The 24725-nt window shown below is 65.9% G+C and carries 20 protein-coding genes and 1 tRNA gene; 2 read left to right on the plus strand and 19 right to left on the minus strand.

The features are described from left to right. Nucleotides 1-218 precede the first annotated feature (218 nt). On the plus strand, nt 219-3200 hold the full coding sequence (locus ACIPPQ_RS09730) for a TonB-dependent receptor (protein WP_446543903.1): 2982 nt from the start codon (nt 219-221) through the stop codon (nt 3198-3200). Between the two features lie 108 nt (nt 3201-3308). Here the strand turns inward: ACIPPQ_RS09730 and ACIPPQ_RS09735 are convergent, their stop codons facing one another. Beyond that, entirely contained in the window at nt 3309-5861 is a 2553-nt protein-coding gene (locus ACIPPQ_RS09735; protein ID WP_446543904.1) for a TonB-dependent receptor, read from the minus strand. A 235-nt stretch (nt 5862-6096) separates the two neighbouring features. Next, nucleotides 6097-6771 carry a hypothetical protein gene (locus ACIPPQ_RS09740; protein ID WP_446543905.1) on the minus strand — a complete coding sequence of 225 codons (675 nt, stop codon included), beginning with the start codon at nt 6769-6771 and terminating at the stop codon, nt 6097-6099. Here ACIPPQ_RS09740 and ACIPPQ_RS09745 point away from each other — a divergent pair. Next, nucleotides 6748-7266 carry a hypothetical protein gene (locus ACIPPQ_RS09745; protein WP_446543906.1) on the plus strand — a complete coding sequence of 173 codons (519 nt, stop codon included), beginning with the start codon at nt 6748-6750 and terminating at the stop codon, nt 7264-7266. The two genes, ACIPPQ_RS09740 and ACIPPQ_RS09745, sit on opposite strands and share 24 nt — an antisense overlap. A 49-nt stretch (nt 7267-7315) precedes the next feature. Here ACIPPQ_RS09745 and ACIPPQ_RS09750 read toward each other — a convergent pair. From ACIPPQ_RS09750 to ACIPPQ_RS09830, 17 genes are all read right to left on the minus strand, one after another. Continuing rightward, nucleotides 7316-7391, minus strand: a tRNA-Phe gene (locus ACIPPQ_RS09750). Nucleotides 7392-7486: 95 nt separating this feature from the next. After that, on the minus strand, nt 7487-7669 hold the full coding sequence (locus ACIPPQ_RS09755) for a DNA gyrase inhibitor YacG (RefSeq protein ID WP_327457523.1): 183 nt from the start codon (nt 7667-7669) through the stop codon (nt 7487-7489). After that, complete coding sequence (locus ACIPPQ_RS09760) at nt 7659-8651, minus strand: ribonuclease E/G (RefSeq protein ID WP_446543907.1); 993 nt, start codon at nt 8649-8651, stop codon at nt 7659-7661. Before ACIPPQ_RS09760 ends, ACIPPQ_RS09755 begins: the two co-directional genes overlap by 11 nt. Beyond that, nucleotides 8644-9234, minus strand: coding sequence for a Maf family protein (locus ACIPPQ_RS09765; RefSeq protein ID WP_446543908.1), 591 nt, complete (start codon nt 9232-9234; stop codon nt 8644-8646). Before ACIPPQ_RS09765 ends, ACIPPQ_RS09760 begins: the two co-directional genes overlap by 8 nt. After that, nucleotides 9231-9449, minus strand: a complete 219-nt coding sequence (gene infA, locus ACIPPQ_RS09770) for a translation initiation factor IF-1 (RefSeq protein WP_010162480.1) — start codon at nt 9447-9449, stop codon at nt 9231-9233. The genes ACIPPQ_RS09765 and infA overlap by 4 nt, the downstream gene beginning before the upstream one ends. Nucleotides 9450-9566: 117 nt before the next feature. Further along, nucleotides 9567-10433 (minus strand): cupin-like domain-containing protein, encoded by an 867-nt coding sequence (locus ACIPPQ_RS09775; protein WP_446543909.1) that lies wholly within the window; start codon nt 10431-10433, stop codon nt 9567-9569. After that, the gene (locus tag ACIPPQ_RS09780) at nt 10430-11614 is read right to left on the minus strand and encodes a GNAT family N-acetyltransferase (protein WP_446543910.1); all 1185 of its coding nucleotides are present in this window, start codon (nt 11612-11614) and stop codon (nt 10430-10432) included. Before ACIPPQ_RS09780 ends, ACIPPQ_RS09775 begins: the two co-directional genes overlap by 4 nt. 78 nt (nt 11615-11692) lie before the next feature. After that, a complete protein-coding gene (locus ACIPPQ_RS09785) occupies nt 11693-13588 on the minus strand; it encodes an XrtA/PEP-CTERM system amidotransferase (RefSeq protein WP_446543911.1) in 1896 nt (631 codons plus the stop codon). A gap of 13 nt (nt 13589-13601) precedes the next feature. Continuing rightward, nucleotides 13602-15080: an exosortase A gene (xrtA, locus tag ACIPPQ_RS09790; RefSeq protein WP_446543912.1), complete on the minus strand. Its 1479-nt coding sequence runs from the start codon at nt 15078-15080 to the stop codon at nt 13602-13604. Beyond that, complete coding sequence (locus ACIPPQ_RS09795) at nt 15077-16291, minus strand: TIGR03087 family PEP-CTERM/XrtA system glycosyltransferase (RefSeq protein ID WP_446543913.1); 1215 nt, start codon at nt 16289-16291, stop codon at nt 15077-15079. Before ACIPPQ_RS09795 ends, xrtA begins: the two co-directional genes overlap by 4 nt. An 11-nt stretch (nt 16292-16302) precedes the next feature. Next, nucleotides 16303-17349 carry a FemAB family XrtA/PEP-CTERM system-associated protein gene (locus ACIPPQ_RS09800; protein WP_446543981.1) on the minus strand — a complete coding sequence of 349 codons (1047 nt, stop codon included), beginning with the start codon at nt 17347-17349 and terminating at the stop codon, nt 16303-16305. 17 nt (nt 17350-17366) lie between these two features. Then, nucleotides 17367-18227 carry an XrtA system polysaccharide deacetylase gene (locus ACIPPQ_RS09805; protein WP_446543914.1) on the minus strand — a complete coding sequence of 287 codons (861 nt, stop codon included), beginning with the start codon at nt 18225-18227 and terminating at the stop codon, nt 17367-17369. Nucleotides 18228-18272: 45 nt separating this feature from the next. Next, complete coding sequence (locus tag ACIPPQ_RS09810) at nt 18273-19544, minus strand: XrtA/PEP-CTERM system-associated ATPase (RefSeq protein ID WP_446543915.1); 1272 nt, start codon at nt 19542-19544, stop codon at nt 18273-18275. Nucleotides 19545-19565: 21 nt separating this feature from the next. Then, nucleotides 19566-21281 carry a hypothetical protein gene (locus ACIPPQ_RS09815; protein ID WP_446543916.1) on the minus strand — a complete coding sequence of 572 codons (1716 nt, stop codon included), beginning with the start codon at nt 21279-21281 and terminating at the stop codon, nt 19566-19568. Further along, nucleotides 21281-22306: a P-loop NTPase gene (locus tag ACIPPQ_RS09820; protein WP_446543917.1), complete on the minus strand. Its 1026-nt coding sequence runs from the start codon at nt 22304-22306 to the stop codon at nt 21281-21283. Before ACIPPQ_RS09820 ends, ACIPPQ_RS09815 begins: the two co-directional genes overlap by 1 nt. Nucleotides 22307-22320: 14 nt before the next feature. Then, nucleotides 22321-23850: an XrtA system polysaccharide chain length determinant gene (locus ACIPPQ_RS09825; protein WP_446543918.1), complete on the minus strand. Its 1530-nt coding sequence runs from the start codon at nt 23848-23850 to the stop codon at nt 22321-22323. A gap of 46 nt (nt 23851-23896) precedes the next feature. Further along, entirely contained in the window at nt 23897-24553 is a 657-nt protein-coding gene (locus ACIPPQ_RS09830) for an XrtA/PEP-CTERM system exopolysaccharide export protein (RefSeq protein ID WP_446543919.1), read from the minus strand. Nucleotides 24554-24725: the final 172 nt, after the last annotated feature.

Below are 24725 nucleotides of genomic sequence, written 5' to 3' on the forward strand. Positions count from 1 at the left end.
AACTCGCTCAAGCGGGTCGTGATCCGGAGAGGCCGGCGTATTCCCCGACGCCGGTGGGAGAGGACGATGACCAGCACAGCTGGCAGGTGGGATACACACAGGCGCTCGGCCGTTTCGGCCCGATGCCCTTTGCCATGTCTGGTCGTTTCCCCTCCCCTTACCACAATTTGACGTTGGGCGGCCCCGCACTGCGCGGGTTCGAAAAAGGGAGGCTATAGATGAAGTTCAAGGCACTGATCGGAACCTCGATCCTTGCGATGACGGTGGCGACGCCGGCATATGCGCAGGACGCGGCGGATGAAGTGGAACGCGATGCTTTCGGCGGCGAGATCGTCGTCACGGCGCAGCGCCAGTCGGAACGCCTGCAGGACGTGCCGATCGCGGTCAGCGCCTTCTCGACCGAGGCGCTCGAAGCGCAGCAGATCAAGACTCCGTCCGATCTTCAGCTGACCCTGCCCAACGTCACCTTCACCAAGACCAACTTCACCGGCGCGAGCTTCACGATCCGCGGCATCGGCGACCTTTGCGTCGGCACGACCTGCGACAGCGCGACCGCCATCCACCTGAACGGCGATCCGCTGTTTTCGACCCGCCTGTTCGAAACCGAATTCTTCGACCTCGAACGCATCGAAGTGCTGCGCGGCCCGCAGGGCACGCTGTTCGGGCGCAATGCGACCTCGGGCGTGGTCAACGTGATCACCGCGAAGCCGAAGCTCGGCACGTTCGAGGCCGCCGCCGAAGCCGAATATGGAAATTATGATTCCATGAAGGGCAAGGCGATGGTCAACATCCCGCTCGGCGACACGATGGGCATTCGCGTTGCGGGCATTTATCTCAACCGCGACGGCTATACGAAGAACAGCTTCCTCGACACGCGCATCGACGATCGCGACCTTTATTCGGTCCGCGGCTCGTTCCGCTGGGAACCCTCGCCCGATACGACGATCGACCTGCTCGCGTCCTATTTCCGCGAAAAGGATCAGCGCACGCGCATCCAGAAACAGCTTTGCCAGCGCGACCCGACCGGCATCCTCGGCTGTTTGAACAGCCGCCTCGACAATTCGCCCTTCAACGGCAACGCGACCTTCACCGCCGCGCTGACCTCACGCGAATTCCTCGCGATCCGCGGCATTCCGCAGGCCTTTGCCCTCGGCAGCCTTTATGGCCCCGACGTTTATGCCAACACGACGATCCCGTCGGATCCGCGCGAGGTGAATACCGCCTATACGCCGAGCTATTTCACCAGCGAACTGACGCTGCAGGGCCAGATCGAGCATAATTTCGGCCCCGTCTCGCTGCAGGTCTCGGGCCAGTACCAAAAGGTCAAGCTCGACGCGTCGCAGGACTATAACAGCAATGTCGGCAACCGCGCGCTCTACGCGACCGGCCTCGCGACGTTGCAGGCGGCCGCAAACGGTGCGCTCGGCGCGGCGTTCACGCCCTATTTCCGGCCCGTCGCCGCGGCGATCATCCCGAACGGCCCGACCGGACAGCTTTGTACGTCGCTGGCCGAAGAAAGCGGCTACGGCAGCTTTGGCGGCAACAAGATCTGTAGCGACCAGTCGCTGCAGTTCGACCGGTCGAACCAGTATAACAGCAGCTGGTCGGTCGAAAGCATCCTGTCGAGCGACCTCGACGGGCCGTTCAACTTCCTCGTCGGCGGCATCTATGCCGATTACCACCTGACCGAGAACAGCTATTATGTGAACGCCTTCCCGATCGACTATCTGACCGGGGTACTGGGCGCATTCACCGCGGCGACGAACCCGCCGGCCGCGGGTGGGCCGCTGCCGCCGTCGTTCCTCGCGACGCCCTTCTTCCGCAACAACACCGACGATCTGAATATCAAGTCATGGGGCCTGTTCGGCGAAGCCTATTTCGAGTTCAGCGACCGGCTGAAACTCACTGCGGGCCTGCGCTACAACAACGACAAGAAGAGCGTGAGCGCCCGGTCGACGCTGGCGAGTTTCCTCGCGCCGCATGCGGGGACGACCGACACCGTCTTCGGTTCGCCCTTCGTCGGATCGTTCGACGCCGACCCCGGCACGCCGGGCAACCAGATCATTCAGGAACGCAGCGTCAAGTTCAACAAGCTGACAGGCCGCGCGGTGCTCGATTTCAAGATCACCGACGACAACCTGCTCTATGCGTCTTACTCGCGCGGTTACAAATCGGGAGGCATCAATCCGCCGCTGCAGCCGATTTTCGCCGTTCCCGAATCGTTCAAGCCCGAACAGGTCGACGCATTCGAAATCGGGTCGAAAAACACCTTTGGCGGCGGCGCGCTGCAGCTGAACCTCACGGCCTTCTATTACAAGTACAAGGATCTGCAGCTCAGCAAGATCGTCGCGCGCACCGCGGTCAATGATAACGTCAGCGCCGACATCTACGGGTTCGAGGCCGAAGCAATCGTGCGGCCCGATCCCGACGTCGTGGTCAATCTGGGCTTCAGCTATCTGCACAGCAAGGTGTCCGACGACAAGTTCACGAGCAACCCGCGCGACTTCGGCGGCGGCCGCTCCGATGCCGTGATCATCAAGGACATCACCAACGCCGCGAACTGCGCCGTCGCATCGCGGACGGGCAATGTCGCGGGGGTGAACGCCTTTGTGAACGGGGTCCAGCAGGTCATCAACGGCGGCTTTGTCCCCGGTGTCCAGGCGGGTGCCGGCCTGCGGCCGACGACCTCTTTCCCCGCCGACGGCGGAATCGCGTCGACAGGCGCATTCAGCATCTGTTCGGTGATGGAAGCGGCAGCGGCCGGCGCGTTCGCAGCAGCGGGCCTGACGCCGGCCAACTTCGGCGGGATCGAGTATTTCTCCGCCGGGGTTCCGGTCAACATCAAGGGCAACCAGCTGCCGCAGGCGCCGAACTACAAGTTCAGCGCCGGCGTACAATATACGGCGCGTATGGGGGACATGTCGCTCGTTCCGCGCGTTGACATGGCCTATACCGGTGAAAGCTATGGCAGCATCTTCAACGGCAACGTCAACCGCATCAAGGGCTATGCGCAGGTCAACGCCCAGATCCAGCTGAACGGCGCCGACGACAAATGGTATGTGAAAGGGTTCATCCAGAATGTCTTCGACGCCAACAGCGTCACGGGCCTGTACATCACCGACCAGTCGTCAGGCAACTACACCAACATCTTCACCCTCGAACCGCGCCGCTACGGCATCGCGGCGGGCGTGAAGTTCTAAACCACCGGCGGCAACGCCGACAAAAAAGCCCCGGCCTCTCGATCGAGAGGCCGGGGTTTCTTTTGTCCGCTGTCGGAGTGGCCGGAGCGAACGCCCCGGCCAACTCGATCAGAATTTGTAGCGGATGGTGCCGCCATAGGTGCGCGGCTGGCTCGGATAGCCCGAGACGCTGCCCGCCTGCGCGACGGCCGGGAAGATCGTCGTGAGGTACTGCGCATTGGTGAGGTTGCGGCCCCACACGCCGACGTCGATGCCGTTCGTCAGGCGGATCGTGAACGACGCGTTGAGCGAATTGACTTCACGCTTCAGATTCTGCGCGACGCTCGCCGGGAAACCGCCGAGGCCTTCGACGATCTGGACCGGGCTTTCATAGCTGTAGTCGACGTGCGCGATCGCCTTCGTCCCGCCCGCAAATTCATGCGTATAGGTACCGCCGAGCGACAGCGACAGGTCGGGGATACCCGCGGGCGTGCTGCCCGAGATGTCGCCGAACGCCGAATTGACGAAGCTGTCATACTTGGCGTCGAGATAGGTCGCCGCGAGCGTCAGGTTGAGCCCGTCGACCGGGCGCACCGAGCCGTCGAACTCGATGCCGAAGGTCGACTGCTTGCCGGCGTTCGCCAGCGCGAAGCCGGTGCCGGTGAAGACGTTCGACTGGAAGCCCTTGATCGACTGCTTGAACACCGCGATGTTCACCGCCGCGACGTCCCACTGGCCCTTCAGGCCGAACTCGTAAACGGTCGATTCCTCGGGGTTGGCGAAACGCGAACCTGCGACGAGGTTCGGGGTACGCAAGCCCGCAGCAGTGATCGCCGCGAGGTCCGAAGCAAGCGGGCGGCTGTCGCGCGACAGGTTGACCGAGCTCGCCTTGAAGCCCGTCGCATAGGTCGCATAGATATTGACCGTGTCGGTGAGCTCATAGGCAGCGCGCACGCTGTACGAGAAATCGCCGTCGTTCGTCTTGCCGCTTTCGACCGCGTTCGGAAGGTTGAGGAAGGGCGGCAGGAACTGGAACGCCTTCAGGCCGGCCAGCGGGTTCGCGCTACGCCCGTCGGGGAGCGTCATCGTCGGGTTGGCGGCGAGGATTGCGGCCTGCGCGAGCGGCACACCCTGACCGACAAGCAGCGCCTGGCGGAACGGCGTATAGGCCGCCGCGTCGAGGTTGACGCCCGAGAAGACGTCGCTGCTGACCACGTTGGTCGAGAAGCGCTTGCGGTCCTTGGTGTAGTTGCCGCCGAGGGTCAGCGTCAGACGATCGGTGACTTCGAAATCGACGGTGCCGAAGATCGAGAAGGCCTCGTTCTTCATCTGATAATCTTCGTCGAGACCATTGCCCGCGCGGAAGAAGGTGCCGAGATATTTCGTCGGAGCGCCTTCGAGCGCGCCGAGCGTGCCTTCGAGCAGGCCGACGTTGAGCGCATTGCCGCTCGCCGCCCGGATCAGCGCGTCGCCATAGGGGCGGAAGTGCTGGCCGAACTTGATCGCGCTCTGCTGGTCGACCTTTTCGTTGAAATAATAGCCGCCGATCAGGAAGTTGAGCGGGCCGTCGAAGTCCGACGTCAGGCGAATTTCCTGCGTGAACGTGTCGATGCCGACATTGTCGCTCTTCTCGCCGATCAGGTCGGCCGCGGTGAAGTCCGAATCCTGGTTCGTGTCGGCCTGCACCTTGCGGTACGCGGTGATCGAGGTCAGCGCGAGGTTGCCGAGATCATAGTCGATCTGCGCCGAACCGCCGTAATTCTCGATCTCGTTCGACGACAGGAAGTTGTTGTAGACGTCGTAGGAGAAGGGATTGTTCGCATCGACGCTGGGGCCGCCGGCAAGCGCGTTGGTGATCGCGACCGTCGGGCCGGCGATGACATTGCCCGCGATGCAGCAATTTTCGTCGATCTTGTCATAGTCGCCGATCAGGCGGATCGACAGCGCGTCGGTCGGTTCGAACAGGAGCTGGCCGCGGACGCCCCAACGGTTGCGGTCGTTGACGTCGGTGTCGAGCTTCAGGTCCTGCGCATAACCGTCGCGGCGATTGTAGCTGCCGCCGATCGAGAAGGCGACGGTGTCGCTGATCGGGCCGGTGACGTCGCCCTTGACGGTGATTGCGTTGTAATTGCCGTAGGTGACTTCGGCCGAGCCGCCGAATTCATACTGCGGCTTTTGCGTGACGATGCTGATGACGCCCGCCGACGCATTCTTGCCAAACAGCGTCGACTGGGGGCCGCGCAGCACTTCGATGCGTTCGACGTTCGGAAGGTCACCGATCTGGGCGGCAGAGCGCGAGCGATAGACGCCGTCGATGAACACGCCGACCGACGGCTCGATACCGGCGTTGTTCGCGCCGTTGCCGAAGCCGCGGATGATGAAGTTGGTGTTCGCGCTCGACTGGAGCTGCGACACGCGCAGGCTGGGGACCGACGATTGCAGGTCGATGAGGTCGCGGATCTGCGATTCTTCGAGCGCGGCAGCCGAGGTGACCGAAACCGCAACGGGGGTGTCCTGCAGCGTCTGCGAACGCTTGCTGGCGGTGACGATGATGTCGTTGCCGTAATCGGTCACATCGCCGGTCGCGGCGCTGTCGGCCGGTGCGGCGGTATCCTGGGCAAAGGCGGGGGTGGTGGCGGCGCACAGCATGGTGGCGCCCAACAGGATGTTGCGCAAAGTCATGATGATGTCTCTCTCTCCAAAACCGCCGAGACGCAGCCAAAGGCTTATCGGGAGATGCCCGGCAGTGAACGACCGGTCTAATGCACCGCCCTGCCGCGTCAACGCGCACCCCGCACTTTCTGGCAGTTTTCATGAAATTTGTGGCGAATAAGCAACAGTTTGCAGCGCAACAAGAAGGTTGTCGTAGCGTAATGCAAATGCCCCGATCCCGATAGCATCGGTTAACCTTGCTGCCCTATGCCGGAAGGGGTTCAACCAAGGGAGGGGTTTGATGACCGTTGGAAAACTGGGCGCCACCACTGCCGCAGGTCTCGCGATCAGCTTGGGACTGAGCACCGCCGCGGTTTCGCAATCCCAAGTGCCCGACATCCCCGACGGACTCGCCGATGGGTTTCATCGTAACGTCCATATCGAGCAATATGTGGCGGAAATGGTCAGCCGCCTTCGCCAGGCCGACCGAGCCAACGACGGCCTCGACCAAGGCGATATCGACTTCATCGCCCGTCGTCGCGCGGCTCAGGCACGTGCGGGGGCGATCCATCAAGTGCTTCCGATGGACCTCGACGGCGATCTCCGGATCACGCGCGCGGAAATCGGATCGAGCACCAGCGACGAAGCCGATGATCAAACGACGCGAGACCGGCGAATCGACCATCATCTCCTGCGATACGACACCGACGGCGACGGGGTCATCACCCTGCAGGAAGCGGCCGCCACCGCTCCATATCAACGATTCGACGGACGGCTGAACGCCCTTCTCATCCTCGACCCCGATGGCGATGGCCGGCTGACGGCCGAAGAGCTGCGCCCGCTGGCCGAACAGGCGTTCCGGCGGGTCGACAGCAATGGCGACGGACAGGCCACCGATCAGGAAATCGCCCCGCTGATGCCCCGCATCCGCGAAAATCAAATGATATGGACGGCGGAAATTTGCACGCTCCCGCCGGTGCCTTCCAATGCGAAGCTGATCGTCGTTGGAAGCTATCGAAGCGATTTGACCGCGACCGCGCCGATTCCGGGAAAAGCCAAGAGGACCCATCTTGCCGAGGCCACGATCGAGCCGAGTTCGCAGCCACTTTATCTGGTGCTGACGTCGTATGAATCGATGCAGTGGCAATTATCCGGCGCGGTGAACCGCGTCACAAATGTCGTGGCCGCTTCGTTGGTCCAGGGGCGGGGGCCGATCTCGGCCGCGCGCGTCGCGGGTATCGCATCCGGCAAGGTCACCATCGCGCGGGCAGGATGTCCCAACTATTTTTACCAGGAGGGCAGCGACGAGGCGAAGCGGACCCGGGCATCGATCCGTGCGTCGCTCAAGCGGGATCCGGACGCGATGTTCGGAAACTATACGATCGGGAAAATCTCTTTGCCATCGGGCTTGATCGCGCCCGTCGAGACCGATTGATTGCCGCCACGCGGCGCCATCAAGTCCCTGTACGTCCGGTTTGGAAAAGTGGTGCCTGGGGACGGGATCGAACCGCCGACACTGCGATTTTCAGTCGCATGCTCTACCAACTGAGCTACCCAGGCAAACCGTGGCGGCCGGTCGGCCACGCTGGCGAGCGGCGGCTATAGGCAGGGCTTTGCGTCCTGTCCAGCACCTTTCTTCGCCCTCTTTCCGGACATCATCCGTCGTCGAAACGATCGTCGTCCGCGGTGCCGTCGGGCGCCTGGTCGACGGGCACGCGATAGCCTTCGCCGAACCAGGTCAAAAGGTCGCGGTCGCGGCAGCCCCGGCTGCAAAAAGGCTTGAATTCGGGGACGCGCGGGTTGCCGCAAAGCGGGCAGCGCGGCGATTTACTGGGCATGGCCTGCTCCTTTGATGGCGGGATCGGCCGCGAGGCGAACCGCGCGGCCGGTGCGATTTTGGAGCGCTTCCACCCAATCGGGGTGCGCTGCGACATGGTCGACCACGCCGCCCCGCGCGGTTAGCGTCAATACGCCCGTCCCGACCGCGCGTTCCGCCTGGCGCAGCAGCAGTGCCGCGTCGGTTGCAACGGGATCCAGACGGACCTGCTCGATCAGCGAAGGGCGCTCGCGGCGGCGGATGATCTGCATCAGCCCGAAGCCATTGACCGCCGTGCGCTCGAACGGCGCGGCCAGCGCGGCGTCGACCGCCGCATCGACCGCCTGCCGACCCGCGCGGTCGGGCAGCGAAGGAAAGTCGATCGCGATCGATCCGCCGATATCGCAGCGGCGGATCACGGCGGCCGCAGCATCTGCGCCCGCTTTTGCCAGCGTCAGTGCATCGCCCTCGCCGTCGATGTCAATCAGCACCATCGCGGGGGTCGCATCGACCCACAACGCGCCGCCCGCGAAGGGCCAGTGCCCGGTGCGAACGCAATCGATCAATTCGCTCCACCCCGCCTGTTCGAGGCGGTCGGGATCGGTCGGCCGCAGGTCGACGACGGCCGTACCGGTGGCGGCAATGCGCATGCGCAGGTCGGGGCCGGAAGCGACTACAGTACCCGGCTCGGCAAGGCGCGCGCGTGCAGGCTTGTCGCGTGCCCGCTCGCGCAGCGCCATGCGGGTGATCTCGACCAGCAGCGATGCGCCGATGGACGTCGCTTTCGGGATTTCGGTGACAGTCGCGTGCGGCGCGCCGGGCCAGTCGAGCGCAACCAGCGCGCCCTTGCCGCCGCGCCCGGCCTCGACGAGCCGGGCATGGAGGATGGCGCCGGGGCGCGGTCCCTCGCCTTCGCGCTCGATCCGCGCTTCGACAATCTCGCCGTCCTCGACCAGCGCGGCCCGCGCCTCGCCGATTCCGGCTTCGTAAAGCCACTCAGCCAAGCGCGATTCCGGCGCTCGAGAGCAGCGCCCGCGTCTCGAACAGCGGTAGCCCGACGACGTTCGAATGGCTGCCCGACAGGAAGCGGACAAAGGTTTCGGCGCGCCCCTGGATAGCATAGCCGCCGGCCTTGCCCATCCCCTCGCCGCTTTCGACATACCAGTCGATCTCGGCGGCGCTCAGCGCCTTGAAGGCGACGATCGTATCGACGACGCGCACGCGCGGCTTGCCGTCGGTTCCGACGACGCACAGCCCCGAATAGACATGATGCCGGCGGCCGGACAGCAAGCCGAGCATCCGGCGCAGATCGGCCTCGTCGGCGGGCTTTTCGAGGATACGGCGACCAACCGCGACGGTGGTATCGCCCGCCAGCACAACCTCGTCCGCCCCGCGCGCGACCGCAAGCGCCTTGCCCTCGGCAAGCCGGGCAACATAGTCGCGCGGAAGCTCGCCCTTCAGCGGCGTTTCGTCGATTTCAGGGGCCGCGATGCGGGTCGGCACAAGGCCTATCCGCGCCAGCAATTCGCGCCGGCGCGGCGAGGTCGATGCCAGTACCAGCGCGGGGGATGTCGCCGCGCCGCTCACTTGAAGCGATAGGTGATCCGACCCTTGGTCAGGTCATAGGGGGTCAGTTCGACGAGCACTTCGTCGCCGACGAGCACACGGATGCGGTTCTTGCGCATCTTGCCGGCCGTGTGGCCGAGAATTTCGTGGTCGTTTTCCAGTTTGACGCGAAACATCGCGTTGGGCAGCAGTTCGACCACTTGGCCGCGCATTTCCAGAAGTTCTTCTTTCGCCATCAGTCCTCTATGGGCTCGAAATTCAAGGATGCGCGCCCATAACCGCAATTTGCGCCAATTGAAAGCAATCTGTCATCTGTTTTGGAACGGGCGGGCGCCGCCTTTGTCGAAGCCCGTTTACGATACGAGTTTGAGCTTGCGCGCGACGCGCCAGCCCATCGACCGGAACCACGCATAGCTTGGCCAGCGTGGCGGCATGGCAGGGTCGAGACCCACGCGGCGCAACGCCGCATTGGCGGCATGGGCTTCGGACTCGCGATAGCTCCATTCGCTGCGCCAGGTGATCGACAGCGAAATCGACGGCGCATCGCCGTTGGCGACAAAATGCGGCGCCATCACCGGCATCAGCACCGCATCGCCGGGACCGAGCGGCACCTGCTGCGCGGCGTCGCGATAGGCGTCCTGCCAGGGCAGGTTGCGGTGGCCGCCCGCGTGATAGCGCTCATGCTCGCGGCGGTCGGCAAAGCGTTCGTCGCCCGCGGGCCACACGTTCATCACCTTCGTCCCGCGCAGTTGCAGCAGGATGTTGTGCTCGGGATCGAAGTGGAATGGCGTGATCGACCCGGGCGACGAGATGAAGACAAAGCCCTGCGGCGTCAGCATCCCGCCCGTGCGCGGCGTGACGACGGGTTCCAGTTCGCCGAGCAGGTCCATCAGCAAAGTGCGATAGGCACCCACATTCTCGATATTCTTGAGCACCGCCCAGCTGCCGTTGCTGTCGATCGTGCGGATCGTCTCGCCGATCGAGAGGCCGTTCGACGGGATATCTTCAGGGCGGATGCCGATGGGAACATTGCCCGGATTATATTCGACCTCGCTCGCGGGCAGGCTTTCGCCGAGCTGCGCCAGAGCTTCGAGCGACAGCAGCGGATGATCGGGCAGATGATGATGGAGTAGCCCCGCCTGCAACGGGTAGAGCGCGGCCATCCGTTCGAGCGTCTCGGCGGGGAATACGGGTCGGGCGATCGGCTGGTGCGCGGTCATGACAGGCCTTCTACTTGATTTTCGGGCGTCGCAGCACCCTTCCAGCGCCGCCAGACGCGCTCGGCCCGCGTCAGCATCGCGAACCGCAACCGGTCGGACGGCGCCGACAGGGCGACATTGACCCAGACGAGCGCGCGCCGCTCGCGCCACACGCTGTCGATCATCGGGTGGCCGGGCGCAGCACAACTGTCGACCCAGTCGATGCGCGGGTCCTCGAGCAGGTCGAGGTTCGCCTGTTGCAGCAGCACGCCGGGCGAGAAGCGCGCGAAATCCTCGTCGAACGCGGTCTTGAACGAAAAGCCGCCCGGCGGGCAGAGGAAGTTGATCAGCATCGCGAGCGGGCGGTCGTCGAGGTCGAGCGCGCGCATGTCGAGCTTGCCCGCCTCGGCAGCGCCCGTCAGGATCGCGCGGAACCACGCCCCGGTGTCGCTGTGGCTCGCGAGCGCCGATCCGGCGCGCCCTTTCCAGCCGCGTACCTCAAGATCGAGAAAGGCATCGATCCAGCCGTCGATCGCCTCGCCCGGATGCCAGCGGCGAAAGCACACCGCGCCTTGCTCGGCCAGCCGGTTCGCCTGGCGACGCAGCTCCTTGCGCTTCTTCGCACGCACCGCGGCATCCCAATATTCCTCCGGCGACGACGCACTCTCCAGCAGTGCGCGCTCCTCGCGGTGCACCGCCACGGCCTCGCCGCCACGCGCCCGCGCGACGCCCTCCAGCGCGCGGTGGAGCGGCCCGTCCTCGGTCAATCGCGGCGCCTGCACCAGCGTGTGCGCCCATGGCGCGGCATCGCACCAGCCGAGCAGGATCGACCAGAAGAGGCTTTCGAAACCCGCGCGCACCAGCGGCGCGCCGTGGAAGTGATTGGGGTGCGCCCAGCCGGTCACATGACGCAGCGGCAGGCGGCCATAATGCGCCGCGGGCGCGACCGGCATGATGCCGATCAGCGGCCCGTCGCTGCCGCCCTGCACCAGCACCAGCCGCGCGCTCCGTTCGGGATCGAGCAGGTGCAGCGCCGATTGCAGGCACCAGCGCTCGGCAAAGGGATTGGGTTCGCTCGCCTCGCCGGCCAGCCGGTCCCACGCGGCGGCGAGATCGTCCGAAAGCGACAGCGGATCGACGACGCGCACGGCGAGCGGCGCGGCTTCGACACTGTCGATCGGAAAGGCGGGATGCACCGTCATCGGAAGCGAGCCTAGCAGCCAAGCGTTAAGATGGCGTGGCGATTCGCATGGCCCCTGCGCCTGTACGAAGAAGAGAATCTAGATCCCGAACAGTTTCGCCAGCGACTTTTCGAGCATGAAGAATTGCCAGATCAGGCGGCCATGATCGCGGCGCCCCGACTGGTGCGCCGCGACGATCCGTTCGATTTCCGCCATGTCGAACCAACCCGAGCGCGCAAGCGTCGAAGAACTCGCCAATGCCTTCGCCTGTTCGATCAAAGGCCCACGGAACCAGTGCGATACGGGCGTCACGAACCCCATCTTCGGACGATACAGGATGTCGTGCGGCAGATAGCGTTCCATCGCCTGCTTCATGATCGCCTTGCCGGTGCTGCCCTTCACCCGCATCGACGCGGGCAGCGACGCGGCGAATTCGATCAGGCGATAGTCGAGAAGCGGTTCGCGCGCTTCGAGGCTGACCGCCATGCTCATCCGGTCGGTCTTGGTCAGGATGTCGCCGGGCAGCCAGATCATCAGGTCGGCATATTGCGCGCGGTCGAGCGGTTCGCGCGCCGGCGCCTCCGCCATCGCCTTCCAGTATCGCGTCTCGGCGACATGATCGCCGAGCGCATGGTGTGCGGCGTCGTTGAACAGGCGCGAGCGTTGCTGGAGCCCGGTTACGCCCACCGCCTCGGCATAACCCTCCGCACCGCTTTTCGAGAGGCTGGCGAGCGTCGCGCGCGCGCGCAGCGGGCGCGGCGCCCAATCCATCTGCGGCCAGACGTGCGAAAGCGGTCCAAGCACGCCGCGGCGCAGGAAGCCCGGGATCAGTCCGCGCAGTTTCTCTTCCTGATGCTGGAACACCAGGCGGCGATATCCTGCGAAAGCCTCGTCGGCGCCATCGCCCGACAGCGCAACGGTCACCTCTTCGCGCGCGAGTTCGCACACGCGGTACGTCGGCAGCGCGCTCGCGTCGGCAAAGGGTTCGTCGAACATGTCGGCAATCCGGTCGACGAGCGCAAAGTCGCCCGACGACACGGTGCGCGTGCGGTGATCGGTCGCGAAACGCTCGGCGATCTGCTGGGCGTAAGCGGTCTCGTCGAGCGCCGCCTGATCGAAACCGATCGTGCAGGTCTTGACCGCCTTCGCGCTCGCCTCCGCCATCAGCGCAACGACCGCGCTCGAATCGACCCCGCCCGACAGGAAGGCGCCGAGCGGCACGTCCGCGACCATCCGGTCGGTCACAGCAGCGCGCATCAGGTGGACCAGATGCTCGGCCGCCTCGCCTTCGCTCGCGCGAATCCGCTTCGAGAAGTCGGGCGCCCACCAGCGCGTCGGTGCGGGGACGGGCTTGCCGCGTTCGAGCATCAGGTAATGGCCGGCGGGCAGCTTCTGAACGCCCGCAACGATGCAATTGTCGTCGGGAACATAGCCGAAGGCGAGGAAATCCTCGATCGCGGTGAGATTGGCTTCCTGCCGCAACAGCGGATTGCGCAGCAGCCCCTTCAGCTCCGACGCGAAGGCCACCGATCCGTCGGACAGGCGGACATAGTGAAGCGGCTTTACCCCCAGCCGGTCGCGCGCGAGGAACAGGCATCCGCGCTGGTGGTCGTGGATCGCGAAGGCGAACATGCCGTTGAGCCGCGACAGGCAGTCGGGGCCCCATTGGCGCCATGCCGCGATAATGACTTCGGTATCGCCGCTGGTACGGAACCGGTGCCCGCGGTCTTCGAGTTCGGCACGCAGCTCGCGGAAATTATAGATTTCGCCGTTGTAGGTGAGCGTGACGAGTTCGTCGTCGCTCGCCATCGGCTGCGGGCTACCCGCGATATCGATGATCGACAGGCGCAGATGGCCGAGCCCGACGCCGGGTGCGGTCCATTCGCCCGATCCGTCGGGGCCGCGGTGCTGCATCGGCTGAAGCATCGCGCGCAGGCGTGCCGGGTCGACCGGTTTCGCCGTTTCCAGATGATAGATGCCAGCGATCCCGCACATATAGGATGCGCTCTTAACGCGTTTTCAGCGCGCGGTCAGCCATCGCGTTGACTCCGCCCGACGCGGAAAGGAAATCGGTGATCGCATTAATCCCGCCCTGACGCGCCTCGCTCGATACGATCAGGGACAGCGCGCGCGGATCGCCGCCCAGCAAGCGTGCCTGAAGCCCGGCGAGCTTCGCGCGGCGCGGATCGCCGGTCACGGTGCCACCGACGACATACCAGGTGGCGGCGTCGCGCAGCACCGGGCCGGGGTGGAGCAGGCGTTCGGTTCGCGCTCCTTCGACCGCCGGCAGCGCCGCGCTCCACGCCCATTTGCTGTCGAGATCGATCGCCCCCTGCCCGAAGGCGACGACCTCGCGCCCTTCGGCCTGGCGTTCGTAGCCGCCGATCGCGACGGTCACCACCTGCCCCTTGTCGTTGGCGAACTGGCGCAGCAACCGCTGGTCGGCGCCGTCGAAGCGCGGCGCCCAGACGGTGCCGCCCGTGCGCGCATCGCGCCAGCCCGGCGGTGCTTCGACCACCATGGTTTCGGGAAGCGGCGCGCTGCGCCCGCCGATCAGCATCCCCCATTCCGCGAAGATCAGCGGAAGCACGAGTGCGGCAGGCAGCACCGCCTTTGCCGGGCCTGTGAAGCGCGGCACTCCATCCAGCCCGCTCACATCGACCGCGACATCATTCGCTGGCCGGTCGAACCAGCGCAGCGCGACGAGCATGACGATCAGGATCACCAGCCCGAAGAAGATCCAGCCGTAGAAGATATGGTCGATCCCGCCCGCCGCCTCGATTCCCCAGATTTCGGCGGCGACCATCGTGCCATAGGCGCGCAGCGCATTGGCGAGGATCGTCGTCGCGAGTGCGGCGAGGACAAAGACGATCCGGCGCGTCCAGCTTTTGAAGCAGAGATGCGCCGCGAACACCGCATAGGCGAGCATCGCGATCAGGAAATTGACCCCCGAACATTCCTCGGCGACCTCGAAGAAACCCGCGCGCGTCGTGATGAACACCCCCTGCATTTCCGCCGACAGGCCCGACAGGTGCAGGAGGAGGACGCTGATGTGTGCGGTGAAGGTCTGGAGGAGCGGCACCAGTTCCTCGCCGAACGGCACGAGCAGCAGCGCATAGCCGAGCGGGAACAACAGCGCGCGCACCAGCTTTTCGCCGAGTGTCGCCGCGACCGCGCCCTGCAGCATCAGCGCGAGCCCGAGTTGGCGGAACAAGCCGACCCCTGCGGCTTCGCCGACGAGCCACACCAGCCCTGCCCCCGCCATCCAGACCAGCGCAGGCCACCAGAAGACCGGGGTCAGCGGACGCAGCAACGCGATCCGCTGCGACACCAACCAACCGATCATCGGCACCATCAGCAGGCAGTGGGTGAAGGTCGAGCTGTGCCACCAGATCCCGGCCATATCGGCGGCGTCGCGCCAGAAGATCGCGAGGATGGCCGCGGAGAGCAGCGCGAGCGCGGCAAGGTGGCGTTGCCAGACCGTCATGCAGACAGTCCCAGCAAGTCGCCGAGCGGTGCGAGGCGGGCATCCCAGCCATAACGCGCGATCATCCGCGCGCGCGCCGCCTGCCCCATCGCGGCCGCGCCGGCGGGGTCGTCGAAAAGCGCGCGCACCGCGTCCGCCATCTCTTCCACGCTGTCGGCGACGCGCAAATGTTCGCCCGGCACGGCGTCGATTCCCGTCGCGGCGGCGGCGCTCGCGACGACGGGCCGCGCCATCGCCATCGCTTCGAGAAGTTTATTCTGTATCCCGCGGGCGAGCAGCAGCGGCGCGACCACCGCGTCGGCGGCGGCGAGCCATGGGCGAACGTCGGGCACCTCCCCGGTCACCATGACGCCCGGCAAGCTTTCGAGCGCCCGCACTTCATCGGTCGGCGCGCGGCCGACGATCGCAAAGCGCGCCTGCGGGTGGCGCCGGCGGATCAGCGGCAGGATATCGGCCGCGAACCATCGCACCGCATCGATATTGGGACGATAGTCCATCTGGCCAGTGAAGACCGCGAGCGGCCCCTCGCCCGTTCGCACCGGATCGAGCGCGAGGTCCGGATCGAAGCGGTCGGTGTCGATGCCGTTTTCGACGGCGCATATCTTGCCGGTCTTGCCGGAACCCGGCCCGCTGCGGCTGCGAAACAACGCCGCCTCGGCCTCGCTGACGAACAGGCTGGCGTCGGCGCGGCGCGCCACCTCGGCCTCCCAGACGCCGAGTAGCCGGGCTTCGCGCGCGTGCACCCAGTGCAGCGGCTGGCGCCCGTCCTGCTCGGCATAGGTCGCGAACTTCGCCGAATCGACGTCGACGAAGTCCATCAGCACCGGCCCGTCGAACCGGGCGGGCAGATATTGCGCCATCTGGCCTGAGAAAGCGACGATATGGGTAACGCTGCCTTGCCCGATCAGTGCGTCGACATGACGCGCGAGCGCCGCATTGCGGAACAGCCGGTTCGACACAGGCTCACGGTTCAGCACCGCCTGCGCCAGCGCCAACGGGCGCGACACATTGCGCACTTCGATCGCCAGGCTCTTGCAAAGCGGTGCCATCTTGTCGCGCGCGAGCGCGGCGTCGGCATCATTGTCGGCGAGCGCCGCGACGTGCACCGGCGCGAGCTTCGCCAGCGCCTCGAACATATGCCAGCTGCGTATCCGGTCGCCGCGGTCGGGAGGCCACGGCGCGCGGTGAACGAGGAACAATATCTCGGCCATCAGCCCAAAGCCTATCCCAATCCGCGGGCGATCAGCGGGCCGAGCCGGTTTGCCGCCCACAGCGGCAGCTTCTTCCAGAGATCGACCTGGAGGCGATATCTGGCGCTGTTCGGGTTGGTGTCTCGCGCGACCTCGCCCGGAGCAAGCCAGCGGCCGTAGACGAGCGGCTGCGGTTCGAAGCCCCAATTCTTCTTGTAGGCGAAGGGGCCGGTGCCGACCTTCGAGCGGCCGAAATCGAACCGCGTGCAGCTTTTTGCACGAGCGTGGCGCATCAAGGCAAAATACATCAGTTCGTTGGCACGAAGCCGCCGCGCGTCTGCGGTGCCGCCGCCCCAATAGGGCATCACCGTGCCGCGCCAGAAAAGGCTGAGCACGCTCGCGACGGGCCGCCCGTCGTCGCGCACGGTCAGGATATCGGCATCGTCGCCAAAGGCGTCGAGCACCGCGTCGAACAGCGCCTTGGGGAACACCGGCGTGCCGAGATTGCGAACGCTGGTCGCATAGATGCGATAATGATCGCGGCGTTCGATAGCGTCGCGACCCGTTGTCACGGTCAGCCCGCTCTCCAGAACCTTGCGCACCTCGGCGCGCTGCTTGCGCGGGATCGCGAGAAGTTCGGCATCGTCATCGGCGGCAAGGTCGCGCGCGAAGCCCGCGTACACGCCTTCCTCGCGGGTCCAGCCCTCGCCGTCGGGCACAGGCCCGCCGCGCAACTCGACCGAGGGAACCCCGAGCGACTTCGCCATGTCCGCCGCGCCCTGCGCCAGCGTCGCGGCGACCGCCGGATCGTCGGCGAGGATGCCGCCGCCCACCGCAAATCCGCTGGCGACCAGCGCCTGACCGAACAGAGGCGAGCGGATATGGTGGAGCGGGAGAATCCCTGTCAGCACTCCGCTGGCATCGCGCGCCGTGGCGAGGTGGCAGCGGTGACCGGTGGCCCGAGTGATCGCCTCGCACCACGCGCGGCTATGGAAGGGAGTCGCGTCCGGGTGTCCGGCCACATAGGCGTCCCATTCGCCCGCGTCGGACAGCGGTGCACCGGAAAACCCATGCTTCATCGAAAGCGTCGGCGCATTCACGCCGCGTCGCGCCACGGCTGCGCCCGCTGCTGCTGCGCGGGGAGCAAGGCGTCGGCGCGCGTCCATTCAAAGTCGGTGAGCAGCTTCTTCAGCTTGCCAGCCATGGCCGACAAGCCGCTGTAATGGCGTATTTTCGACTTGATCGGCGCATCGGCGACGCGCGGCTGGCCGGGGTCGATTTCCCACGGATGGAAATAGAGGATCGCCGGATGGCCTTCCGCATTCATCCGCGCGATCGCCCAGCGCGTAAAGCCATAGGGCAGCATCCGCATGAAGCCGCCGCCGCCCGCCGCCAGCGTCCGCCCGGCAAAACGCGCGGTCGTGACCGGCCATTCGACGAGGTCGCTGTCGGGCAGCGGGCGCCATGCGTGACGCGGACTTTGCGGCCAGCCATAATGATCGTGCACGACCGGCGCGACGCTCGACGAATAGGCATAGCCCTGTTCGGCGAGCACCGCATGCGCCCATGGCGTGCGCGTATCGACCGAGAAGCTCGGCGCGCGATAACCGCGGATCGCCACACCACCCAGATTCTCGAGAATCGTGCGTGCCTTTTTCAGGTCGGCGGCGAATTCGTCGGCGGTCATGTTGAAGACGCGCTTGTGATCGTAACCGTGGCTCGCAAGTTCATGCCCGGCCGCGACGATACGTCCGATCAGCGCGGGATAACGTTCGGCGACCCAGCCGAGCGTGAAGAAAGTACCCTTTACGCCGGCATCGGCAAAAATCTGCAGCACCGCGTCGCAATTCGCCTCGACCCGGCATTCGAGCGTCGGCCAGTCGGCACGGTCGATCGTGCGCTCAAACGCGCCGACCTGGAACCAGTCCTCGACATCGACCGACAGGCCGTTCTGCATTTTTCCTCACCTTCATCGGCAGGCTAGCGGATCGGGACCGGCTTGTCAGGCCGCCCAAGTCTGCGACGTCGCCGGATTGGGCGCATTGTCCGGGTCGCGTTCGACCCATTCGATCAGCAGGTCGAGCACGCGGCGCAGCGCCGCATCCTGTTCGACGAGGCGTTCTTCGAGCGATGCGATCTGCGCCTCGAGCGCCGCGAGATGTTCGGGGTCGACCGCCGGAGCGGCCGGCGCCGGCGCGTCGACCGTTTCGGGCGCAAGTTCGAGAATATCTTCTTCGGCACCGGGCGCGGACAGCGTCACGACGCGCGCCGCTTCGGCGGGCGCCGCGAAGGGAGCCGGCCCGTCGGCGACGGGTTCGGCTGCTCGGCGCGGCCATTCGAGCGGCGCTTCATTTGCGGGCGCCGGCGCCGAAAAAGGCGCGGGCGTCGGCGCGACGGCGGTCGCTGCGGCCGCAACGACCTCCTCGACCGGCAGCGGCGCGAGCGTCGCCGCGTCGATGCCGCGGTCGGCCTCGATCTCGGCGACGACCGAGCGCACATTCTGCGCCGTGATGCGGTTCATCTGCTCGACCGCACCGTAAAGCAGCAGGCGGCTGACAAGCACGTTCAATTTGCGCGGCACGCCTTCACTGTAATCGAAGATTTCTTCGAACGCGTCGGAGCTGAAGCTGGGATTACCCGTCCAGCCGACCTTGCCGAGGCGATGGAGGATATAGGGTTCGACTTCCTCAGGCTCCATCGGGTCGAGGTGGTGCGTCGCGATCACCCGCTGGCGCAGCTGTTCGAGCGTCGGCGAGTGGAAGAGCGTCTGGCGGAACTCGGGCTGGCCGAGCAGGAAGATTTGCAGCAGCGAATGGCCGCCGAGCTGGAAGTTCGACAACATCCGCAGCTCTTCGAGCGCCGAGATCGCCAGATTCTGCCCCTCGTCGACGATCAGCAGCGTGCGCTTTCCGGCGCGCGCCTGTTCGCGAAGATATTGCTCCATCGAGCGCAGCAATTCGGCCTTGCTCTGCCCTTCCCACTCGATGCCGAACTGTTCGGCGACGAGGCGGAGGAGGTCGTCGCCCTCGACCTGCGTCGACACCAGCTTGACCGCGGTCAGGCGGTTGGGGTCGATCGTGTTCATCAGATGGCCGACGAGCGTCGTCTTGCCCGCACCGACGTCACCGGTGATGACGATGAAGCCTTCGCCCTGCGCGAGACCATAGCCGAGATAGGACATCGCCTTGCGGTGCGTCCCGCTCTCGAAATAGAAATGCGGGTCTGGCGTCAGCTGGAACGGACGCCCGGTGAAACCATAGAACTGATCGTACATCGTTTTATTCCCGTTGCCTGGTCAGAAGTTGTAACGCAGTCCCACCAAAGCTGAACCGATAAGCTGACTGTTGAAGCCTTCCTGATCGAAGGCGTTGAGGCTGGCCGCCGCGGTCCCCGTCAGGCTGCGCCAGAAGCGTCGCGAATAGGCGGCCGACAGCCCGGCCGACTGGACGTCGCTCGTCCCCGGCGCGCCATTGTCGTAATAATTGAGATAGCCCGACAGGCTGAAATCCGAATCGACGTCAAGCTGGCGCCCCGCCGAGACGAACAGATAATAGCTGTCGTCCTTCGTCCCGTTGAGGCTGCCGATCGGCGACAACAAAGGCGCGAGCAGCTTGCGCTGGTCGTATCCGACACCGACGCCATAGCTCCAGCCGCGGAAGCGCGACGACAGCGTCGCCTGTACGCCGCGGCTGCGATATTGCGCCGAGGTCGCATTGCCGAGCTGGTTGCTGAGGCAGCCGCCGCCCTGCTGGCCGAAGACGCACGGATTGACCCCGCCGCCGATCGGGTTGCGCGTCGGATCGAACTGCGTCGGCAGCGCCGCGAGCCCGCCCGACAGGCCGCGGCCGAGGCTCGACAGCCCGTCATAGACGCCGATCTGGATCGTCGTCGCATGGTCGGCGCGATAGGCGAAGCTGCCGGTGTAGATGGTGTCGCCATAGCGGCGGCCGACTCGTGCCGTAAGGGAGGTGCGGCGGCTCGGCTGCCACATCACACCCGCGTCCCAGATCAGCCCGTCGGTGTCGAAGGAGAGCTGGCGCGGGCTCGATTTGTCGGTGACGAAACGCCCGTTCGCATCGCGCACCGGGACGCCATTGACGTCGAGCAGCGGATTGCGCTGGCCGATTTCGATATCCTCGTACCCGACACCGCCGAGCAGCGCGACGGTCGGGCCGATCGGCACGGTGACGTCGGCACGGGCATATTTGCCCTCGTAACGCTGGTCGAGCTGGCTCGCATCCTCGCGCTCGTAACCGCCCGAGACCTGCCAGCCGAACGGCAGGTCGCCCGGCCGCGCGCCGAGGCTGGCCCAGGCGACATGGTTGGTCGAGCTGTCGAAAATATCCTGCGGCTGCGCACCCGGCGCGAGGATCGCGGGTTCTTCGACATTGACCTTGGTATAGCCGAAGCGATAGCCGGCGCCGAAATCGAGGCCACCGATACGCCGCGTAAAGGTCGGGCCGGCGTAGACCGAATAGAGGTTCGCGACATTGCTGGCGTCGCCGATGAACAGGCCGCTGTCGGCGCCTTGCCGGTCCGCCCGGGTCCGCGTCGCGAGCGCGCCGGCTTCGAGATTGAGGCCGCGCGCGACCTCCAGCCGGCCGCGGGCGAGGCCGCTGATGACGTCGGTGTCGCCCTGGCTGCCCCAACCGAATTGATGTTCGTAACGCAGCGTCGCCGACAGTTCGGCGCGGCGCGTGACGATCGCGGCGTCGACCCCGGCCGCAACGGTCGTATAGGTCAAGACGTCGCCGCCATTCTTGAGGTTGGCGGTCAACACCTGCCCGATTTCCAGATAGGGGCTGACATCGACCTGCCGCTGCGTGCGGCGTCCTTCGGCGCGCTTCGCCGAGCGGCCGGGTTCGGACGCCGGGGCGCCCGCCGAGGGCGCATCGCCGGCGCCGGACGCGCCGGGATCGCCCGAAAACTGCGCGTGCGCACCCGTCGCTGTCCCGGCGAGCAGCAGGGCCGCCACCGTCCCGACATGACGCATGGTGGTCATGGTGCGCATCACGCGCCTCCCTGTCCGTAATAGGTGCCGAAGCGGCGGCCGCCCGGCGAATATTTCACGCCGTTGAGCAAGAGCTGGATATGCGGGCAGGCGCCCATCAGGCCGATCGCGTCGCGCAGCGCCGATTCGAGCGTTTCGTCAGCGCGCACCACCATGATCGTCTGCCCGACATGCCCCGCGAGCACCGCCGCAGGCGACGCCGCGAGCACCGGTGGCGAATCGAGAATGAGGATGCGCCCCGGCGCCCCCGCTTCGAGCTGGCCGAGGAGCGCCTCGGTCCGTGCCGAGGCGAGCAGTTCGGTATCGTGCATATGCCCGGTTCCGGCGGGCATCACCTTCAGCCCCGGGATATCGGTCTGGATCAGGCAGTCGCCGAGCGGCAGGTGCGGATCGGCGAGCGCGTCCATCAGGCCGGGGCCGTCTTCCAGTCCCAGCGCTTCGAGCACGCTCGGCTTCGCGATGTCGGCGTCGATCAGCAGCACGTCGTGATCGGCCTCGACCGCGAGGCTGAGCGCGAGGTTGACCGCCGAGAAGGTCTTGCCCTCGCCGGGGTTCGCCGATGCGATCAGAACGCGGTGGCCGCGCGGCAGGATCGGGCGATTGCCGGTGCCGCCGAAATTGCGGATCAACTCGCGCTTCACGATGCGATATTCTTCGGAAATGCCGGTGACCGGCGTGCCGGGCACGATCATGCCGCGCGCCGCGAGGCGTTCGCGGTCGATCGTTCCCTGCCGCGTCGGCACGATGGCGGGCGCGGCCTTGGCGACATCCTTGCGCGGCGAAGGCTTTGGCGCAGGCGCCGCTTCGACCGCGGGCGCGGCCTCGGCGACGGGTTCCAGAACTTCGGGCTGCGACGCCTCGACAGCAGGTTCGGCCGGCTTCGCCTTCTTGACCTTTTTCTCGGGCTCGGGCGGCAGGTTCGATATGTCGATCGTCGGCGCGTTGGCCGCGGGATCGAGCCCGAACATATCGGCCGCACGTTCGAGGAGCGAGGGCGGACGCTTGACTTTGCGTTGGTCGTTCATGTCATCGTCCCCCGTCACGCCACCATGCCGCGCTGGATAAATTCGGCGACCAGCAGCAAGGCATAGAGGCCGACGAGCGCGCCGCCGCCGCCCGCGAGCCAGACGAGTTTCTTGCGCCGGTCGAGATGGCGTTCGGGCGTCACGACTTCGGTGATCGACCCGATGACCGGCAGGCCGCTCGCGCGCTCGAGCTTGCCGGCGGTCGAATAGCTGGTGCGTATCTGCGACAGGCCAAAGGCCGCGCCGACACCGCCGCCGATGCCCGCAAGCAGCACGAGCGTCAGGAACAGCGGCCGGTTGGGCGCCGCGGGGCTGGTCGGCTTCGACGGCGGGTCGAGCAGTTCAATCTTGATCGCGTCGGTTTCGGTCTGCACATCGCCGCGCAGGCGAACCTGTTCGCGCTGGGCGAGCAGCTTGTCATATTGCGCCTTGAACGCGGTATATTCGCCGTTGATCCGGTCATATTCGGCGGCGATGCCGGGGTTCTGGATCTGCTGCGCGGTGATCTTGGCGATATCGCCCATCAGCTGGCTCTTGCGCGCCGACAGCGCGCTGACCGTTGCCTGGCGCTCGGCGCGCATCGCGGCAAGCGAGGCATAGGCCGGATTCTGCATCCCGCCGCCGCCGCCCGTGCCTTCGCGATCGGCCATGGCTTTCAGCGACGCTATCTGGCTCTTGAGCGCGATCACGTCGGGATGCGCGTCGGTCAGCCCGCGCGCGCGCATCGACGAAAGCTCGTTCTGCGCTCCCGCGAGCTGCTGGCGCGCAACACCGCCGCCGACGCCACCACCGCCGGGGATCGACTGCGGGGTCGAGGCAAGCTGGCCGTTCGCCGCCGCAAGCTGCGCCTGCGCCGACACGATCTGCGAATCGAGCTGGCTGAGTTCGGCGCGCGCCGCTTCGACGCGCTGTGCGGGCGAACCGCTGCCGCCCGGGATCATGCCGATATTCTGTGCCTCGAAGGCGCCGCGGCGCGCTTCGACCTCGCGGAGCGCCTTTTCGCGGTCGGCGATCTGCGCGTCGAGGAATTTGAGGCTCTCGCGCGCGTTCATCCGGCCGCCGCGCAGCTGGTCGTCGCGAAACACGGTGATCAGGCTGTCGAGCACGCCCGAAGCAAGCTTGGCATTGTCGGCGTCCGACAGGCTGCCGACCGCAACGCTCGAGGTGATCTCGAAGATATTGTCCTGCTGCGGGATCACCTTGATGTTCTTTTGCAGCATCGCGACCGCGCCGGCCTTTTCGCGTTCGTTCGCGCCCGCGGGGAGCAGGCCGGTCGTCGCCGCAACCTTTTCGAGGTTGCGCGCGCTCGTCAGCGTTTCGCGGATCTGGTCGAGCTGCGGACGCCCGCCCCCGCCCTGTACCTCGTCGGGCAGGATTTCGTTGATGTCGACGAGCAGGCGCGCGCGGCTGTCATAGCGGTTGGGGATCGACGCGATCGCCAGCCAGCCGAGGATGCAGATGCCCCACGCCACCGCCAGCACGAGCCACCGGCGTGTCCAGACGCTGTGCAGCGCCACCCGGAATTCGTCGTAAAGGCTGTTCATCGGTCGAAATCTATCCTCGGGAGGTGGGTTGGTCGGCGGCCTTCGGTCAGAACATGCTTTCGGGGATGATGATCACATCGCCGGGCTGCAGCCGCACATTCGCCTTGATGTCGCCGCGCTTGATCAGGTCGTTGAGCCGCAGCCCGAATTCCTGCTGCTTGCCGGTACCCTTGTCGAAACGGACGAGTCGCGCTTTGTTTCCAGCGGCATATTCGCCCAGCCCGCCCACTGCAATCATTGCATCGAGCACGGTCATGTTGGCGCGGAAGGGAATCGACGCGGGCTTTTCGGTCGCGCCGACGATGCGCACCTGCTGCGAGAAGGTGCTGTTGAAGCTGGTGACGATCACGCTGACGATCGGATCGGTGATATACTGGCTGAGCTGGAGCTTGATATCCTGTTGCAGCATCGTCGGCGTCTTGCCGACCGCGGGCATGTCGGTGATCAGCGGCGTCGTGATCCGCCCGTCGGGGCGCACCTGGACCTTGCCGCCGAGTTCGGGGTTGCGCCACACGAAGATCTGGAGCTCGTCGAGCGGGCCGATAACATATTCCTCGCCCGGCCCTTCCTGGTTCTGGACGAAGGTTGCGCTGGGCAGCTGCGGCGCCTTGCCGCCGGCGCCCATGCAGCCCGTCAGCGCGGTCGCGGCGATGCCCGAAACGAGCGCGGCGCGCGCGATGCGAAGCGAGGGGAACGAAGCCATAATCCATCAACCTTTCGAGCCGTCAGGGGAGCCGCGGTCCGGAAACTCCGCGGCGACAGCCATTGCGTCAGCTTCAGCCATTGCTCGAAAAGGGTGAACATAATGTTAGTATTGACATAAGTTTGGACCGCACCGCCACGAAACTGTCCCGATAAGGAACAGATTTCGCGGT

This window comes from Sphingopyxis sp. LARHCG72 (assembly GCF_052871675.1).